This window comes from Bradyrhizobium sp. MI1.11, from assembly GCF_055811255.1.
In genome coordinates this window covers 169,028-185,172 of the sequence record NZ_JBVVPM010000007.1, presented here as the reverse complement: position 1 = coordinate 185,172, position 16,145 = coordinate 169,028, and the positions used below count along the sequence as shown (strand labels likewise).

The following is a 16,145-nucleotide window of genomic DNA, read 5'->3' as shown; positions in this document are numbered from 1 at the left end:
CAAGGATATGAGACTGGTTCTGTTGGGGCCGCCAGGCGCAGGCAAGGGCACGCAGGCGACGAGGATCGTGACTCGATTTGCGATTCCGCAATTGTCGACCGGTGACATGCTGCGCCAGGCGGTCGCGGAAGGCACGGCTGCGGGATTGCGCGTCAAGCACATCATGGATCGCGGTGAACTTGTGCCCGACGATGTCGTGGTGTCCGTGATCGCCAACCGTATCGATCATTCCGACGCGGCAAACGGCTTTATCCTTGACGGCTTCCCGCGCACGGTCGCCCAGGCCGAAGCGCTCGATCGGGAACTGGCCAGTCGGGACATTAAGCTCGATGCGGTACTCGAGCTCAAGGTCGATGAAGATGCACTGCTCGACCGCATCAAGGGGCGCGCCGACGAGGCGGCAAGCCGAGGCGCGCCGGTGCGCCGCGACGATAATCCGGAGGTCTTCAAGACCCGGCTCGACGTTTATCGCGAGCAAACCGCGCCGGTCACGGAATACTACCGGTCGCAGGGACTGCTCAACATCGTCGACGGCTTGCAGCCGATTGACGCCGTGACCGAACAGCTCGCCGCGGCGCTTGCGGCAGTAACGTCCGATCAGATCAGGAGTGATGTCAGATGAAAGCCTTTACGTTCCAGGCACCGCCCAACATCCTGTTCGAGGCAGGCGCATCGAAGAAGTTGGCGGAGTTGGTCGCGGGATACGCGGCAAAACGTGTCCTGCTGGTGACCGACAAGGGTGTACGCAATGCCGGCCTGACGAAAAACGCCGAGGCTGGCCTGGTTGCCGGCGGCTGCGAACTGACAATATTCGAAGATGTGGAGGCGGATCCGCCGTCGCATATCATCGAGCGGGCGGTCGCACTTTGCCGTGACAAGGACATCGAGCTGGTTGCCTCGATTGGCGGCGGCAGCGCGCTCGATACCGCGAAGCTGGTGGCCTATCTGGCCAAGACGCCTGATCGCCTCGAAGATATCTACGGCGTCGGCCTTGCCAAGGGCGAACGCCTTCCGCTGCTGCTGGTGCCGACAACGGCCGGAACGGGCTCGGAGGTGACCCCGATCGCGATCGTCACCACGCCGACGACCGAGAAAAAGGGCGTCGTTGCGCCCCGCCTGCTTCCGGACTGGGCGATCCTTGATCCGGAGCTGACGCTCGGCCTGCCCGCGCATGTCACCGCGGCGACCGGCATCGACGCCATGGTCCATGCGATCGAAGCCTATACCAGCAAGCACCGGAAGAATCCGATGTCGGACCAGTTGGCGCGGCAGGCTCTCGCCCTGCTGTCGGCGAATGTCCGGACGGTCTGTGCGGACGGATCCAATCTCGAAGCGCGGTCGCAAATGCTGCTGGGTTCGATGCTGGCCGGCATGGCGTTCGCCAATTCCCCGGTGGCCGCCGTGCACGCGCTGGCCTATCCGATCGGCGCGCTGTTCCACGTGCCGCATGGCCTGTCGAATGCCCTGGTGCTGACCCAGGTGCTGCGCTTCAATTTGCCGGAGGCCGAAGGGCTATACGCCGAACTGGGGCCGATCGTCGATCCCAAGTCGGAAGGAATGAGTGTCAGCCAGCGGGCACGGCTGTTCGTCGATGCGATCGCGGCGATCTGCCGGGATTGCAACGTGCCGGCCTCGCTGGCCGATGTCGGCATCGCGAGGGGCGACCTGAAGAAGCTCGCCGAGGACGCGATGAAGCAGACGCGGCTTCTGGTCAACAATCCCAGGGAATTGAGCTTCGACGATGCGCTTGCGATCTACACCGAGGCGTTCGGCAACCGCGCGGCAGCCTGAACGGGCACAAAGAGTGAGCAGCATGAGCGAGAACGACAAATCGGCTTCCGTTGATTCCGATCCCGGCCTGGAATGGGCGAAGCTTTGGCAGACGATGGCCGAATCCTCGAACCGCATGGTCGAGGCGTGGTCAGGGTCGATGGCACCGTTCATGCTGGCGCGTCTGTCGGAGAAACCGGGTGGTTTTGGCGACGGCAACGAATTGTCGGCAGCGATCGAGCGAATGGCGCAGGGGCCGCGGCTTGCCGACGTCTGGGACATCGACCGGAAAATGGCGTTGGCCTTTGGCGCCTGGATCGAGATGCGTCAGCGGCTTGCGAGCTACAATGCGGTCGCTGCCGCGCCGTGGCCTGAAGCGTCGAAGCGGTTTTACGAGACGATGTCCGCAACGGCTAGCGGTGGCTCCCCGCATCCGGAGTGGCGCGAGGCGTTCGCCAAATGGAGCGAAATCTCCAACGAGGAACTGATCCGTAACCAGCGCACCGACGGGTTTTTGCAAGCTCAGAAAGAGCTACTCCAGGCGGGGCTCAAATTGCGGAGTCGGCAGGATGACGTAGCTGAAGCGGCGTCAGCCATGTTGGGCCTGCCGACTCGCAAGGATTTCGACGACGTGACGCGGCAATTGACCGAACTCCGCCGAGAAGTCCGTACGCTCGCCCGCCAGATCCGCGACCAGAAGAGCGAAGGCGCACGATGAGCGATCAAGAGGATCAGACCTTGCGCGTCGCCCGCGACATGGCGGCCAATGCCGAGAAAATGTTCAAGGCGGCACAGCTGATCGCCAATACGCGGGATGAAGACGTCGCCATCGGCACGACGCCGAAGCATCTCGTCATGCGCCGCGACAAGGTCGAGCTGTTCCATTACGAGCCGATGGCGGAAGCGACCGCGAAGACGCCCGTCCTTTTGGCCTACGGCCTGATCGGGCGGTATACCATGGCCGATTTACAGCCCGACCGTTCGCTGGTGCGCAGCCTGCTCTCAAAAGGGCTCGATCTCTGGCTGATCGACTGGGGCCAGCCGGGCCGAACCGAGCGATGGCTGAAAATTGATGATTACGTCGATGACTACATCGATGCCGCAGTCGACCGCATCGCGCAGGAAACCGGCCATGACAAGATCACGCTGCTCGGCATCTGCGAAGGCGGCGTCTTTACGACGTGCTACGCCGCTCTGCATCCGGAGAAGGTAAAAAATCTCGTCATCACCATCACCCCGATCGACTTCCATGCCGATGTCAAGGACAAGGCCGCGCACCACGGCTTCCTCAACCTCTGGACCCGCAGCCTCGATCCTGATGACATCGACAAGCTGGTCGATACCTACGGCGTGCTGCCGGGCGAGTTCATGAGCTCGGTGTTCTCGATGATGACGCCGATGCGGTCACTGACGAAATACAATGTCGATCTCATCGACGTCGTCGATGACGAGGCGAAGTTCATGAATTTCCTCCGTATGGAAAAGTGGCTCGCGGACCGTCCGCATCATCCTGGCGAAGCGGCGAAGCAGTGGCTGAAGGATCTCTACCAGGAGAACCGCCTGGTCGATGGCAGCTTTGAACTGTCCGGCTGTCGGGTCGATCTGAAGTCGATCACGGCTCCGGTGCTGAATGTTTTCGCGCTGGACGATCATATCATTCCGCCGGACTGCTCGCGTGCGCTCGGCGCGAAGATCGGCAGCACGGATTATACCGAAATTCCGCTGCCCGGCGGCCATGTCGGCCTGTTCGTCTCCAGCAAATCGCAGGGCAAGCTGAGCCAGAGCATTGCCGACTGGCTGGTCGCCCGCGACGCCAATCCCGGAAGTGAAGCCTGATGCGCAACAAGATCGTCGACGCCGCCGAGGCGGTGGCCATCATCCGTTCCGGTGACACCGTCGCCTCGTCCGGCTTCGTCGGCGTGGGAACGCCCGACGAGATCATCAAGGCGCTGGAGCGGCGCTTCGTGCAGACCGGAGAGCCGCGGGACCTTTCGCTGGTGTTCGCGGCGGCGCCGGGGGACGGCGCCGATCGCGGCCTCAACCGCCTGGCGCATCCGGGCCTGATCAAACGCCTGGTCGGCGGACATTTCGGCCTGGTGCCGAAGCTCGCCCGGATGGCGGTCGACAATCACGTCGAGGCCTATAACTTGCCACTCGGATGCGTATCGCATCTGTTTCGCGAAATTGCGGGACGCAAGGCCGGGCTTCTCTCCAAGGTCGGGCTCGGCACCTTCGTCGATCCAGCCAATGGCGGCGGAAAGCTGAATGCGCGCACCACCGAAGAGCTGGTGCGGTTGATCGAAATCGACGGCGAACAATGGCTCTTCTACAAGGCATTTCCGATCAACGTTGCGATCATCAGAGGTACCACCGCCGACCACAACGGCAACATCTCGATGGAGAAGGAGGCGTTGACCCTCGACAATCTGGCACTGGCAACGGCCGCCAAGAACTGCAAGGGGTTCGTCATCGCGCAGGTGGAGCGCATCGCCGCCTCCGGTTCGCTCAATCCGCGTCATGTCAAGATTCCGAGCGTGCTGATCGACTGCGTCGTCGTTGCCCAGCCCGAAAACCATGTCCAGACCTATGCCACCGGCTACAACGGCGCATTCTCGGGCGAATTGCGCGCGCCGGCCGATCGCAATGTTCCGATGGCGCTGGATAACCGCAAGATCATTGCGCGCCGCTGCGCCCTGGAACTGCCGATGGGCGGCGTGGTCAATCTCGGCATCGGCATGCCCGAGGGCGTTGCGTCGGTTGCCGCCGAAGAGAAGCTGTTCGACTTTGTGACGCTGACTGCCGAGCCCGGCATCATCGGCGGTATTCCGCAAGGCGGCCTCGATTTCGGTGCTTCGATCAATGCAGAATCGATCATCGACCAGAACCAGATGTTCGATTTCTACGACGGCGGCGGGCTCGATCTGGCCTGTCTCGGCATGGCTCAGGTCAATGGCCGCGGCGACGTCAACGTCAGCCTGTTCAATGGCCGCCTGGCCGGCGCCGGCGGCTTCATCAACATATCCCAGAATGCGCGCCGGCTGATCTTCGCAGGCACCTTTACCACCGCTGGGCTCAAGACGTCGGTCGTGGATGGTCAGCTCAAGATCCTCAGCGAAGGCAAGTCCTCGAAATTCATCGGCAAGGTGGATCAGATCACGTTTTCGGGCCAGCTTGCCGCAACCAACAGGCAGCCCGTTCTCTATGTGACGGAGCGATGCGTGTTCCGCCTGACCCCTGAAGGTCTCGAACTGATCGAGATCGCGCCGGGTATCGATATGGAGCGCGACATTCTCGCGCTCATGGGCTTTCGGCCCATCATCCGCGCGCCGAAATCCATGGATGTTTCGCTGTTCAGCGAAGCGCTGATGCAACTCGACGACCGGCTGCTCAATCGGCCGCTGGCGGAGCGGCTGTCGTACGATGCCGATCGCAACACGCTGTTTCTCGGACTTGACGGCTATCGGGTCCATAGAGATGCCGACGTCGAGGTAATCCGGGCGTCGATTCTCGAACTCTTCCATCGTGTCGGACGCCGGTTTTCCGCAGTCGTCAACTACGATTCGTCTTACATCGCTCCCGACATGGCGGAGAAATGGTTTTCAATGGCCGCCGAGGTCGAGCGGACCTGCTACGATCATGCCTCGCGCTACACCACCAGCGCATTCATGCGCCTGAAGCTCGGCGACGCGCTGGCCCGCCGCGACGTCGCGCCGCATATCTTCGAAACCTCGGCCGACGCCCACCGGTTTGTCGAATAGACCGATGGAGCTGAAATCCACCGAGTTGCGCCCCGCGGACTGGCCTGAAGGACGGCAGAGGGCGCCCGACCGCACCGGATCGGTGCGCGGGCTGACCCGGCGCAGCTTCCATCGCATCGCATTCACGGATTGGGGGCCCGTGCCCGCGGTGCGGCCGGTGCTCTGCGTCCATGGGTTGACCAGAAACGGCCGGGACTTCGATCACCTCGCCGCAGTTCTCGCCAGCGCGGGTCGGCGCGTCATTTGCCCGGATTTGCCTGGCCGGGGACAAAGCGAGCGGCTGCATGACAGCAGCGATTACGCGTTGCCGCAATATTGCAGCGACATGACCGTGCTGATGGCAGCGCTTGATGCAACGGAAATCGACTGGGTTGGAACGTCGCTGGGCGGCTTGATCGGGATGGTGCTGGCTGCCCTTCCGGGCAGTCCGATCCGTCGCATCGTCATCAACGATATTGGGCCTTATCTGCCCTGGACCGGATTGCTTCGCCTCGGCGCCAATCTCAACGATGCGCCAAGATTCTTTGAGACGATCGAACAGGCCGAAGGCTACTACCGGCGGGTTCTGGCTCCGTTCGGGCGATTGGAGGATGCGCACTGGCGGCATCTGACAACGCATAGTGTGGTCTGGAGCGCGGAGGGACGCTGTTTCAGGCCGCTGTGCGATCCGAATATCGCCCATGCCTTTCGAAATCCTTGGCACTACAGCGTCGATCTCTGGAAATACTGGGACGCGATCGACGTCCCCATTCTTGTGATACGCGGGCAGCAATCGGATTTGCTTTCAGAGGGCGTCCTCAAGGACATGATGCGGCGCAATCGCAATGTCCGCGTTCACACCGTCGCGGACTGCGGCCATGCGCCGGCCCTGATCGCTGACGAACAGATCGAGGTCGTGACACAGTTTCTGAGCGGCAACGACCCCACTTAACGCTGAGCGCTTCAGGTGTTGGCGGATGCCACGTCGGACATGTTGGTCTTCCGCGAGGAAACTTTCGGCCCGGTCGCGCCTGTATTGCGCTTCAAGACTGAAGAGGAAGCAATCAGGCTTGCGAACGATACCGAGTTCGCACTTGCGGCCTATTTCTACGGCCGCGATATCGGACGGGTCTGGCGCGTTGCCGAAGCGCTCGAGTACGGCATCGTCGGTATCAACGAAGGCCTGATCTCGACCGAGGTTGCACCGTTCGGCGGCAAGGAGAGCGGCAACGGCCGTGAGGGTTCGAGATACGGCATCGAGGACTATCTGGAAATCAAGTACCTCTGCATGGGTGGAATCCAGAGTTGTGCCACTTGAGCGGCTGCCGGCATCGCGGATCACGCAAGGGCGGCAAAATTCCCGTTTCCGGCCCTAGCTTGAGTGAGGAGCGAGCAGCCACCTAGGGAATTAGTCGCAACATTCAGCGATCAGTTTTCTTCATTCGGAATATCAAAATTCGCGGCGAAAATTTTTCCGAGAATCCGGAATCGAGGCTGCCGAATAAGTCATTGTTATAATTTATATTCTAGACTTGGTGCCCCTGGCCGGAATCGAACCAGCACTCCTTGCGGAACTCGATTTTGAGTCGAGCGCGTCTACCAGTTCCGCCACAGGGGCCCTCGGTCGGCCCTAAGCAGGCGTCGCGAAGCCGGCGGACTATAGCCATGGACAAAGCGGGGTCAACCCGCGCCAAAGTGATCCCGGCCGTTCTCGACAGCCGCATGAGCCGGCGTTACAGCCTTGGAAAGCGACCCATCGAAAAGAGGCTGCCGTGACGACCCAGAGTGCCGCAATACCTGCATTCAAATCGGCGGCCACCAGCCCGGCTCTGACTGCCTCGCTCGCTGTGACCCTGATTGCGGCCGCCACGATCGCGGGCGCCTGGTTCTTCCAGCTGGTGCTCGGGATCGTGCCCTGTCCGCTCTGCCTGGAGCAGCGCTACGCCTATTACCTCGCGATCCCGCTCGGCCTGCTCATCGCACTCGCGGCGCGGGGCGGTGCGCCGCGACCGCTGCTGCTCGCGGGCCTTGCGATCCTTGCGCTGGCGAGCCTCGCCAATGCCGGGCTCGGCTCCTATCATTCCGGCGTCGAATGGGGCTTTTGGAAGGGACCGACCGACTGCTCCGGTCCCGTCGTCAATCTCGGCAGCGCCACCGATCTGCTGTCGCGGCTCGACACCGTGAAGGTGGTCCGCTGCGACGAGGTGCAGTGGCGCTTTCTCGGCCTCTCGCTGGCCGGCTACAACGTGCTGATCTCGCTGTTGATGGCTGCAATCGCCGCGTGGGGATTCGTTGCGACGGCGAAGCGCTGAGGCTCAATCGTCCACATCGTCCTGCGTCCGGCCGAACAGGTGCACGATGCCCGGCGTCGCGATCGTCACGAAGACGAAACGCGAGAGGTGATGTGCGCCGACGAAGATCGGGTCGATGTGCAGCGTCAGGGCCAGCGCCAGCATGGCGTCCATCGCGCCGGGGGCGTAGGCGACCACGACATCAGAGAATTTCACCTGCGTGGTGAGCGCCACGATGCCGACGAAGATCGCGGAGACGGCGATGGCGACGGCAAACGAGCCCAGCGCCGCGTTGATGTGGCCGGCGAGCGTCTTGATCCGCATCCGCGCGAAGCGGCTGCCGATCAGGGCGCCGATGCCGACCAGCGCCACGCCGCGTACCCAGTCCGGCAGGCCGCCCTCGACCCAGCCGGCGCCATGCAGCACGCTTGAGCCGATCATCGCACCGAACATCCAGCTCGCCGGAAACCTGATCAGCCGCAGGAGGAGTGCCGCGGCCAGCGAGGCCGCGACGAGTTCGACCAGGTCGAGCGGCGAGGCAATCGTCGTCGTCAGCGACGGCGCGACGGAGGGTGCAACGCCCGCGAACGCCAGCACCATGGGCAGTGCCGCGGTGAGGATGATGACGCGCATGGTCTGCACCACCGCGATGCCCGGCAGGTCGGCGCCGCGCTCGACCGCCAAGATCGTGATCTGCGACAGCGCGCCGGGGCTGCCGGCGAGGAAGGCCGAGGTGCGGTCCCAGCCGTGGATGCGCTGGAGATAATAGCTGGAGCCGAAGGTCGAGCAGAAGGTCGCGAGCGCGAGCAGCCCGATGGTGAGCGGATAGGCACTGACCTGTTGAAGCAGGTGGCGCGAGACGACTGATCCTAACGAAATGCCGAGCAGCACCAGCACGGTCTGGGTCAGGATCGGCGGCAGCGTCAGCTGGCGACCGGCGATCGCGGCGACCCCGACCGCGATCATGGAGCCCGAGATCAATCCCCCCGGAAGGCCCGCGAGCAGAAACACGAGGCCTCCGGCGGTGCCAATGACGAGCGTTTCCACCGTGCTCAAGATCTTGGCACGGCTCGGCCATTCGAACGGCAGGGAGGCGGTGATTTGCTTCACACCACCTTATCGCAAATCAGCGAGAGGCGCACAATTGCGGCCACGTCATGCCGCAATGCGCGCGCCTCTCGCCGAAGCCGCGAGCAGGGGGGAAGGACTTACTTCTTGTCCGCAGCCGGCGGGGCCATGCCGGCCTTGGCGGTCTTGATGCATTCGGAGCGGAATTTCTTGCGCTCCTTGCCGTGCAGGCCCTTGGCGTCGGCCTGCTTGGAGCATTCGAGCGACTCGGCCGAGTGCTCCTTCGGTGCCTTCTTGTCCATGGGGGCGGCGGTTGTGGTCTTGGTGTCGGTCTTTGCTGCCGGCGCGGCGGTCTGCGCGAAGGCAGTGCCGGTGGCGAGAAGGGAGGCGAGAGCGACGACGGCGAGGCGAGATGTGAAGGTCATGGTGCTGCACTCTTCTTGCGGGAATTGCGAAGGGCGCGAAAGTCGGCTGGCGTTGCTGAACGCGACATGAATAATTCGAACGTGGAGGGTCACTATATTTTGGCGGCAGCAGCCATCGCTTCCTTGTCGCGAGCGGGCAGCACGCTAGGATAGCAATCCTCGGTTCACTTCCCTCGGGGGAAGATCAAGGAGGAGACAAGGATGACCATTCAATCAAAGCTGCTGTGTGCAGTTGCGCTGTCGGGCTTTGCCGCGCTGGTGGCAAGTGCGCCGGCGCAGGCGCTGACCTCGCAGGAGTGCAGCGCGAAATACCAGGCCGCCAAGAAGGACGGCTCGCTCGGCACCACGAAGTGGAACGACTTCCGCAAGGCCCAGTGCGGCGCGGACGCGACGCCAGCGGCTGCGCCGACCGCGGCCGCTCCTGCTGCGCCCGCCGTTCCTGCCGAGCCGAAGCAGGCGAAGAAGGAGGCCGCCCCGGCTGCTGCGCCGACCCTGCCGGCCGGCCCCGCGATCTATCCGAACGCGGTCGATCCGAAATACGCCAAGGAGACCCCCGGCAAGGGGCGCCTGCACACCTGCGTCGACCAGTACAACGCCAACAAGACCACCAACGGCAATGGCGGCATGAAGTGGATCGAGAAGGGCGGCGGCTATTACAGCGAATGCAACAAGAAGCTGAAGGGCGCCGCCTGACGCTTCAAGACGACACAGAGGCCGGGGCCAAGCTCCGGCCTCTTGCTTAATCCAGTAGCTTCTCGGCCGATTTCGCCACGAGCTGCGATCGCTTGCGCGGGCCGCGCTCGACGAACAGCAGGCTCTGGCCGAAGATGAAGCAGTAGAACAGGAAGGCCTGCGCTTCGGCTGCCTCGGTATCGAGGCCGGTCGCGCGATAGAGCTCGGCGACGTGCTTCAGCCGCGCCGCGTCCACGTTCGCCACCGCTGTCGCGGCGCCCTCGTCCGAGCGGGCCCATTGCCGGATCGCAAGCTCGATTGCCATCCCGTCCGGATTGAGCCGCTCGGAATAGAGCTGGATCACCGCCCTCAGCCGTTCACGGGGGTCTTGGCCATCGAGGCTCGTCTGCTGCGCGATCGCCGTTGAGCGCCCCTCGCGCCAGCGTTCCAGCATGGCACCGAGCAGCGCGGCACGGTCGGCGAAGCGGCGGTAGAAGCCGCCCTTGGTGACGCCGAGGTTCTTGGCGAGCACCTCGACCCGCACCCCCTCGACCCCCGATCGGGCGAGCTCGGTGAGCCCTGCCTCGACCCAGACATCGCCTTTGCCGTCACTCATGCGGGAAGCCTCGCCGATTCTTGATACGGTGCCGTATTGCTAACGCGGGAGGAGGTTGATACGCTACCGTATCAATAACCAAAGGTGGGAAAGAGCCAGGGAGAATTGCGATGGAGCAGGAGGCGACCTATCGCGGCACGGTCTATCCGTGGCAGTGCGATCACGTCGGCCACATGAACATCATGTGGTATGTCGGCAAGTTCGACGAAGCCAACTGGAATCTGTTCGCCCGCCTCGGGCTCACGCCGAGCTACCTGCGCGGCTCCGGCCTCGGCATGGCCGCCGTGCAGCAGAACATCACCTACAAGCGCGAGCTGCTCGCCGGCGACATCGTCGAGATCCGCAGTCACCTGCTCGAGATCCGCGACAAATCGATCCGCTTCCGGCACGACATGACCAATGCCGAGACCGGCGAGATCGCCGCGTTGTGCGAGATCACGGGCGTGCACATGGACCGCAGCCTGCGTAAATCTGTGCCGTTCACGGATGCCATTCGCGAGCTCGCTTTGAGGCATCTCGCCGAGCCCGCGGAGGCCTGAGCCATGGCCGCATACGAGCCGAAGAACCCGGGCTATCGCGCGGCTGCCATCGCCATGTTCGACGGCCAGCCGCGATGCACACGCTCGGCATCGTGATCGTCCGCCTTGCGCCGGGCGAGGCTGAACTCGCCATGCTGCATTCGCCGGCCCTCACACAGCAGAACGGCTTTGTCCACGCCGGCATCATCACCGCAGGCCTTGACAATGCCTGTGGTGTCGCTGCCTTCACCCTGATGCCGCGCGAGGCCGATATCCTCACCGTCGAGTTCAAGACCACGCTGCTCGCGCCGGCACGGGGCGAGCGTTTCGTCTTCAAGGCAGAGGTGGTCAAGCCCGGCCGCACGCTGACCTTTTGCGAGGCCAAGGCGTTTGCCGAGCACGAGGGCAAGGTCACGTTGATCGCCACGATGACCGGCACGCTGATGGCAATGCTGCCCCGCGTTGCGGCTTCGCACGAACCGCGCACGCCCGCTGCATAGCGGTGATTGACAAGACGGCCGGCGCATCCCTTGATGCCCAAATCATGCTTGCAAGTCTTAGTCTCATTCTGCTCTGCCAGTTGATCGGCGAAGCCATCGTGCGCAGCCTCGGTTTGCCGATGCCGGGCCCGGTACTCGGCCTCTTGCTGCTCCTCATTCTGCTGCTCGCGCGCGACCGCTTTGCGCTTCTCGCGCGCGGGCCGCTGCGCGATGATGGTGTCGAGACGGCGAGCAAGGGTCTGTTGGCGCATCTGTCGCTGCTGTTCGTGCCGGCCGGGGTCGGCGTCGTGCAGAAGCTCGATCTGCTCGCGTCCCACGGCATCGCCATCATTCTGGTGCTCGCGCTGTCGGTGGTCGTCACGCTGCTCGCGACCGTACTCACCTTCCGCCTGGTCAGCCGCCTGTTGAGGCAACAGGACGCGCGATGAAGGACAATCCGTTCTCGCTCTGGGTCTATCTCTCGCAGTCGCCGTTGCTTTGGTTGACCGTGACGCTGCTGGTCTATGCCGGCACGGACGCCGTGTCGCTGGCGACTCGGCGTCATCCCCTCGCCAATCCCGTGCTGCATGCGATGTGGATCGTCGGCGCCTTCCTGCTGCTAACCGGCACCTCCTACACGACCTATTTCGCCGGCGCGCAGTTCGTACATTTCCTCTTGGGGCCCGCGACGGTCGCGCTGGCCGTTCCCCTCTACGAGAACCGCAAGCGCGTCCTCGCCTCGATCGCGCCGATGCTGGTGGCGCTGGTCGCGGGATCGGTCACCGCCGTGGTGTCCGTGGTGTTGCTGGCCGAGTTCGCCGGTCTGCCGCGCGACGTGGTTTTGTCGCTCGCGCCGAAATCCGTCACGGCCGGCGTTGCCATGGGCATCGCCGAATCCCTGCACGCCAATCCCTCGCTGGCCGCGGTTGCGGTCATCCTCACGGGCATCATGGGCGCGATCATCGTAACGCCGCTGATGAACCGCACCGGTATCAGCGATTTCCGCGCCCGCGGCTTTGCCGCCGGCCTTGCCGCGCACGGGATCGGGACCGCGCGAGCGTTCCAGGTCGACGAGATCGCCGGCGTCTTCTCCGGGATCGCCATGAGCCTGAACGCTTTGGTGACCTCCTTCCTGGTACCCTTGGCGGTCACGCTGCTGGTGCGATGACATCGGCGCCGCGACACTCTATATGATTTGTAACAATTCCCAGTCTCGAACCGTATCGACGGAGATGGGACCGAAATGGAACGAGATATGGCTGGATTCAGGAACAAGGGCCTTGTGCCGACGCGGCGCGCGGCGCTGACGCTGATCGGGGCGGGCGCCCTTGTCGCCGGTGGGATCACCGCGGCGCGCGCGGCGACCGACGAAGACGAGGTGCTGACCGAAGCCAAGGTGCTGCGCGACCCAGATGTTCCCGTCGCCGGCAATCCTGACGGGAATATCAGCATCATCGAATGGTCCGACTACAACTGCCCCTATTGCCGCAAGCTCGAGCCCGAGTTGCGTCAGGTCATCCAGGACGACGGCAAGGTCCGGCTGGTGATGAAGGACTGGCCGATCCTCGGTCCGGTTTCGGTCACGGCGGCGCGGACCGCGCTCGCGGCGAAATTCCAGGACAAATACCACCAGGCCCATGACGCCATGATGGGCGTCAGCTCGCGCCTGACCGATCCACGCATCAACGAGTTGCTCGCGGCCGCCGGCGTCGACATGGATCGGTTGAAGCGCGATCTCGGAGACCACGCCAAGGACATCGACGCCGTGCTTAAGCGCAACAACGAGCAGGCCGAAGCCTTCGGTTTCCGCGGCACCCCGTCCTTCATCGTCGGCAAGTACCGCGTGCCGGGCGTGCTCAGCATGAACGAGTTCGAGCAGGTCATCGCCGACGCCCGCAAGGCCAAGATGAACTGAGCCGAGCGATATTCACCGCATACGAAGGCGCCGCCGCGGACCCGCGACGGCGCCTCATTTCATTCATGATACCACGTCGTTACTTCGAGGAGATGCGGACCCAATCTTTGTGCGCGCGATCGCGCAGCGCTTCCCAATCGGCCTTTGCGACATCCCAGTTTACGATGGTGCGATTGGTCGTCGCAACCTCGCCATTAGCAACCGACGACGTCTGCATGGAGTCATAGACATACACGCTGCAGGCAAGCAGCAGCGCGCCCAAAATCATTCCAAGAAACATCCGCATGGCGAAACCTCCGATGACGGGCGATAACGTCGGCCCGGAATGATAGTTCCGCGGCAGTACGGCGCAGGTAAGGACGATCCGTTCACGCTTCATTCAGCCACTGCACCAGCTCCGCGTTGATCTCGCGAGGATAGGTGTGGCTGAGGTCGTCGATCTCGCGATAGGTGACATTCGCGCCGGCGGCGGCGAGGGCCGCCTGCGTTTGCCGCGCGGTCTGTACCGGAAACATCCAGTCGAGCTTGCCGTGTGCGATGAAGATCGGCAGGCGCTGCAGGCGTGTGGCGTCAGCCATCTCCGCCATCAGCGGATGGAAGGTCGCCGACACCGGCGCGAGATGCGTGAAGGGCGAGGCGCCGTCGAGCCCGGTGACGTAGCAGAAGGTGCCGCCGTCGCTCATGCCTGTCAGCAGCATGCGCGAGGCGTCGACGGTCCAGCGGCTGCGCACCGTATCGAGAATGCGCATGAAGTTGGGCGTGTCGGAATCGTCGCCCATCAGGGCCCAGGTCGGGCCGGTCGCGGTCGGCGCCACCAGGATCGCACCAAGACTGCGGGCATCGCGCAGCCAGCTCCACAGAAAGCCGCGGCCATTGCCGCTGCCGCCATGCAACGCCATCACCAGCGGCATGGCGCGATCGGGAGTGTAATATTCGGGCACGTAGACCGAAAAGCCACCGCGGCTGCCGGGCTCGTTGTCATCGTGGATGATGCCGGTGTGCGCGTCCGCGCCGGCTTCGAGTCGCGACAACAGGTCGGCATTCTCGCGATTGGCGGAGTTGAGGAAGAAGCTGCTCACGGGCGGAAACTGCACGGCCAGCGGATAGAGTGCCTCCTGCGCGCGCGGGACGTGGCGCAGCGCGCGGAAGACCGCGACGAGATCGCCATTGCCACGCTCGACCTCGCGCAGGCCGGTAAAGGCGGCGAGCGTCTCGTCGCAGGCCCGATCGAGCCGCTCGCGCAGTCCGGCGAACTGTTCCGGCCATTCTCCGATTGCCGCGCGCACCGTTTGCAACGCCTCGTCGGGAGCGCCGATCGCGTTCATCACCGAGCCGAAGGCCGGCGGGTGCAGGTTGCGCTGAAAGAAGGCGAGCGCCTCCAGCGCATTGAGCAGCGGCGGCAGCACGGCCACGATATCGTCAACGACGGCCTCGCTCATCGTCGTTTCCTTGCTTCAGTTCGGCTTGTCAGTGCAGCTTCGGCGCCTTCAAGAGCTTGAAGCGATCGGTCGAGGTTACCGTGACGTCGAAGGTGACGCCTTCATGATGTACCGTCAGCGGCACGTCGACGCCGGCAGCGCCGAGGCTCCACAGCTTCTTGTAGAAGCCGGTCTGGCTCGTGACCTTCTCGCCGTCGACCGCGAGGATGACGTCGCCGGTCTTGAGCTCGGCAAGGGCGGCCGGACCGTTGGCGGAGATCCCGATCACCACCACGCGGTTGTCGATCTCGGTCGAAAAGAGTCCGAGCCACGGCCGTGCCGGCTTGTTGACGCGGCCGAACTTGCGCAGATCGTCCAGGATCGGTTTCAACAGGTCGATCGGCACGATCATGTTGACGTGCTCGGCCTTGCCGTCGCGCTCGCGTTCGAGCTGGAGCGAGCCGATGCCGATCAACTCGCCGCGCTCGTTGAGGAGCGCCGTGCCGCCCCAGTTCGGATGCGCGGGATGGGTGAAGATGGCCTCGTCCAGCAGATATTCCCAGTAGCCCGCGAATTCCTGCTTGGCCACGATCTGGCTCGCGACCGAACGCGTGCGTCCGCCGGCGCCGCCGACCACGACGCGGTCGCCGAGCCGGGTCTCGGCCGAGATGCCGAGCGGCAAGGGGTCGACCTCGAGCTGGCCGAGCGCCTGCACCAGGCCAAAGCCGGTGACGGCATCGAAGCCGAGCACATGTCCCTCCACCACGCGCCCGTCTCCGACATGCAGCCACACCGACTCTGCTTCGGTGATGAGGTAACCGATGGTGAGCACCAGCCCGTGGTCGATCACGACGCCGTTGCCGGCGCGCTCGGTCCCCAGCGTCTCGGCACTGAAGGCGTCCGGCGGGATGATGGCATGCAGGCCGACGACGGAGGCGAGCGCGCGGTCGAGATCGAAATCATAATCGCTCGCCCGCGGCTGATTGGCCGGCGGCACTCTCCATTCGGTCAGAGCGGGCATGGAGTTCTCCTGGCTGAGAGCATCGCTCCGCCGTGGCTAGCGGAACGACACGCGAAGCACCGATAATTTAGGCCGGAGGAGGCCGTCTTGAAAGCCTCGTTCCCAACTATTCCAGAGAACGCCGTATGAAATCTTTGAAAGGCACAGGACCGGTTCATGCACGGGTCGGTCGGGCGGCTCTCCGGCATTGACCGCATGGCTGCTGTCCGGCGAGG

The 16,145-nt window shown here is 63.8% G+C and carries 18 protein-coding genes, 1 tRNA gene and 2 pseudogenes; 14 read left to right on the top strand and 7 right to left on the bottom strand.

Features of this window, described 5'->3' with window-relative positions; all coding sequences use genetic code 11:
* The first annotated feature begins 7 nt into the window (after window positions 1–7).
* The 7 genes and pseudogenes from AC0L30_RS10055 to AC0L30_RS10025 form a co-directional block, all read left to right on the top strand.
* Window positions 8–622: an adenylate kinase gene (locus tag AC0L30_RS10055; RefSeq protein ID WP_035995301.1), complete on the top strand. Its 615-nt coding sequence runs from the start codon at window positions 8–10 to the stop codon at window positions 620–622.
* Window positions 619–1,791 (top strand): iron-containing alcohol dehydrogenase, encoded by a 1,173-nt coding sequence (locus AC0L30_RS10050; protein ID WP_219680563.1) that lies wholly within the window; start codon window positions 619–621, stop codon window positions 1,789–1,791. The genes AC0L30_RS10055 and AC0L30_RS10050 overlap by 4 nt, the downstream gene beginning before the upstream one ends.
* Window positions 1,792–1,813: 22 nt before the next feature.
* Window positions 1,814–2,488: a poly(R)-hydroxyalkanoic acid synthase subunit PhaE gene (locus AC0L30_RS10045; protein WP_007597435.1), complete on the top strand. Its 675-nt coding sequence runs from the start codon at window positions 1,814–1,816 to the stop codon at window positions 2,486–2,488.
* A complete protein-coding gene (gene phaC, locus AC0L30_RS10040) occupies window positions 2,485–3,606 on the top strand; it encodes a class III poly(R)-hydroxyalkanoic acid synthase subunit PhaC (RefSeq protein WP_007597434.1) in 1,122 nt (373 codons plus the stop codon). Before AC0L30_RS10045 ends, phaC begins: the two co-directional genes overlap by 4 nt.
* Complete coding sequence (locus AC0L30_RS10035; RefSeq protein ID WP_219680556.1) at window positions 3,606–5,528, top strand: acyl CoA:acetate/3-ketoacid CoA transferase; 1,923 nt, start codon at window positions 3,606–3,608, stop codon at window positions 5,526–5,528. The genes phaC and AC0L30_RS10035 overlap by 1 nt, the downstream gene beginning before the upstream one ends.
* Before the next feature lie 148 nt (window positions 5,529–5,676).
* Window positions 5,677–6,459 (top strand): alpha/beta fold hydrolase, encoded by a 783-nt coding sequence (locus AC0L30_RS10030; protein ID WP_473404217.1) that lies wholly within the window; start codon window positions 5,677–5,679, stop codon window positions 6,457–6,459.
* Window positions 6,460–6,474: 15 nt separating this feature from the next.
* Window positions 6,475–6,825: pseudogene (locus tag AC0L30_RS10025) on the top strand (aldehyde dehydrogenase family protein); the annotation flags it as partial.
* Window positions 6,826–7,040: 215 nt separating this feature from the next.
* On the opposite strand, the gene AC0L30_RS10020 reads toward AC0L30_RS10025, so the two are convergent.
* Window positions 7,041–7,125, bottom strand: a tRNA-Leu gene (locus AC0L30_RS10020).
* A gap of 154 nt (window positions 7,126–7,279) precedes the next feature.
* Here AC0L30_RS10020 and AC0L30_RS10015 point away from each other — a divergent pair.
* Window positions 7,280–7,819 carry a disulfide bond formation protein B gene (locus tag AC0L30_RS10015; RefSeq protein WP_473404216.1) on the top strand — a complete coding sequence of 180 codons (540 nt, stop codon included), beginning with the start codon at window positions 7,280–7,282 and terminating at the stop codon, window positions 7,817–7,819.
* Between the two features lie 3 nt (window positions 7,820–7,822).
* Here the strand turns inward: AC0L30_RS10015 and AC0L30_RS10010 are convergent, their stop codons facing one another.
* Together AC0L30_RS10010 and AC0L30_RS10005 are read right to left on the bottom strand one after the other, a co-directional pair.
* Entirely contained in the window at window positions 7,823–8,908 is a 1,086-nt protein-coding gene (locus AC0L30_RS10010; RefSeq protein WP_007597426.1) for an AbrB family transcriptional regulator, read from the bottom strand.
* Window positions 8,909–9,006: 98 nt separating this feature from the next.
* Window positions 9,007–9,291 carry a PsiF family protein gene (locus AC0L30_RS10005; RefSeq protein WP_473404215.1) on the bottom strand — a complete coding sequence of 95 codons (285 nt, stop codon included), beginning with the start codon at window positions 9,289–9,291 and terminating at the stop codon, window positions 9,007–9,009.
* A gap of 201 nt (window positions 9,292–9,492) precedes the next feature.
* On the opposite strand from AC0L30_RS10005, the gene AC0L30_RS10000 reads away from it, so the two are divergent.
* A complete protein-coding gene (locus tag AC0L30_RS10000; protein WP_007597423.1) occupies window positions 9,493–9,984 on the top strand; it encodes a hypothetical protein in 492 nt (163 codons plus the stop codon).
* 46 nt (window positions 9,985–10,030) lie between these two features.
* Here the strand turns inward: AC0L30_RS10000 and AC0L30_RS09995 are convergent, their stop codons facing one another.
* On the bottom strand, window positions 10,031–10,579 hold the full coding sequence (locus AC0L30_RS09995; protein WP_007597422.1) for a TetR/AcrR family transcriptional regulator: 549 nt from the start codon (window positions 10,577–10,579) through the stop codon (window positions 10,031–10,033).
* A 110-nt stretch (window positions 10,580–10,689) separates the two neighbouring features.
* Here AC0L30_RS09995 and AC0L30_RS09990 point away from each other — a divergent pair, with 110 nt between their 5' ends.
* The 5 genes and pseudogenes from AC0L30_RS09990 (at window position 10,690) to AC0L30_RS09970 (ending at window position 13,491) form a co-directional block, all read left to right on the top strand.
* Window positions 10,690–11,118, top strand: a complete 429-nt coding sequence (locus tag AC0L30_RS09990) for an acyl-CoA thioesterase (protein WP_473404214.1) — start codon at window positions 10,690–10,692, stop codon at window positions 11,116–11,118.
* A gap of 3 nt (window positions 11,119–11,121) precedes the next feature.
* A pseudogene (locus AC0L30_RS09985) lies at window positions 11,122–11,597 on the top strand (PaaI family thioesterase).
* A gap of 44 nt (window positions 11,598–11,641) precedes the next feature.
* The gene (locus AC0L30_RS09980) at window positions 11,642–12,025 is read left to right on the top strand and encodes a CidA/LrgA family protein (protein ID WP_473404213.1); all 384 of its coding nucleotides are present in this window, start codon (window positions 11,642–11,644) and stop codon (window positions 12,023–12,025) included.
* Complete coding sequence (locus AC0L30_RS09975; protein ID WP_473404212.1) at window positions 12,022–12,744, top strand: LrgB family protein; 723 nt, start codon at window positions 12,022–12,024, stop codon at window positions 12,742–12,744. The genes AC0L30_RS09980 and AC0L30_RS09975 overlap by 4 nt, the downstream gene beginning before the upstream one ends.
* A gap of 87 nt (window positions 12,745–12,831) precedes the next feature.
* Window positions 12,832–13,491, top strand: a complete 660-nt coding sequence (locus AC0L30_RS09970) for a DsbA family protein (protein ID WP_473404211.1) — start codon at window positions 12,832–12,834, stop codon at window positions 13,489–13,491.
* 79 nt (window positions 13,492–13,570) lie between these two features.
* Here AC0L30_RS09970 and AC0L30_RS09965 read toward each other — a convergent pair whose 3' ends face one another.
* From AC0L30_RS09965 to AC0L30_RS09955, 3 genes are all read right to left on the bottom strand, one after another.
* Window positions 13,571–13,777, bottom strand: a complete 207-nt coding sequence (locus AC0L30_RS09965; protein WP_007597407.1) for a hypothetical protein — start codon at window positions 13,775–13,777, stop codon at window positions 13,571–13,573.
* Between the two features lie 82 nt (window positions 13,778–13,859).
* Window positions 13,860–14,930: a phospholipase gene (locus AC0L30_RS09960; protein WP_354126849.1), complete on the bottom strand. Its 1,071-nt coding sequence runs from the start codon at window positions 14,928–14,930 to the stop codon at window positions 13,860–13,862.
* Between the two features lie 28 nt (window positions 14,931–14,958).
* A complete protein-coding gene (locus AC0L30_RS09955) occupies window positions 14,959–15,930 on the bottom strand; it encodes a S1C family serine protease (protein WP_007597405.1) in 972 nt (323 codons plus the stop codon).
* Between the last annotated feature and the right edge of the window lie 215 nt (window positions 15,931–16,145).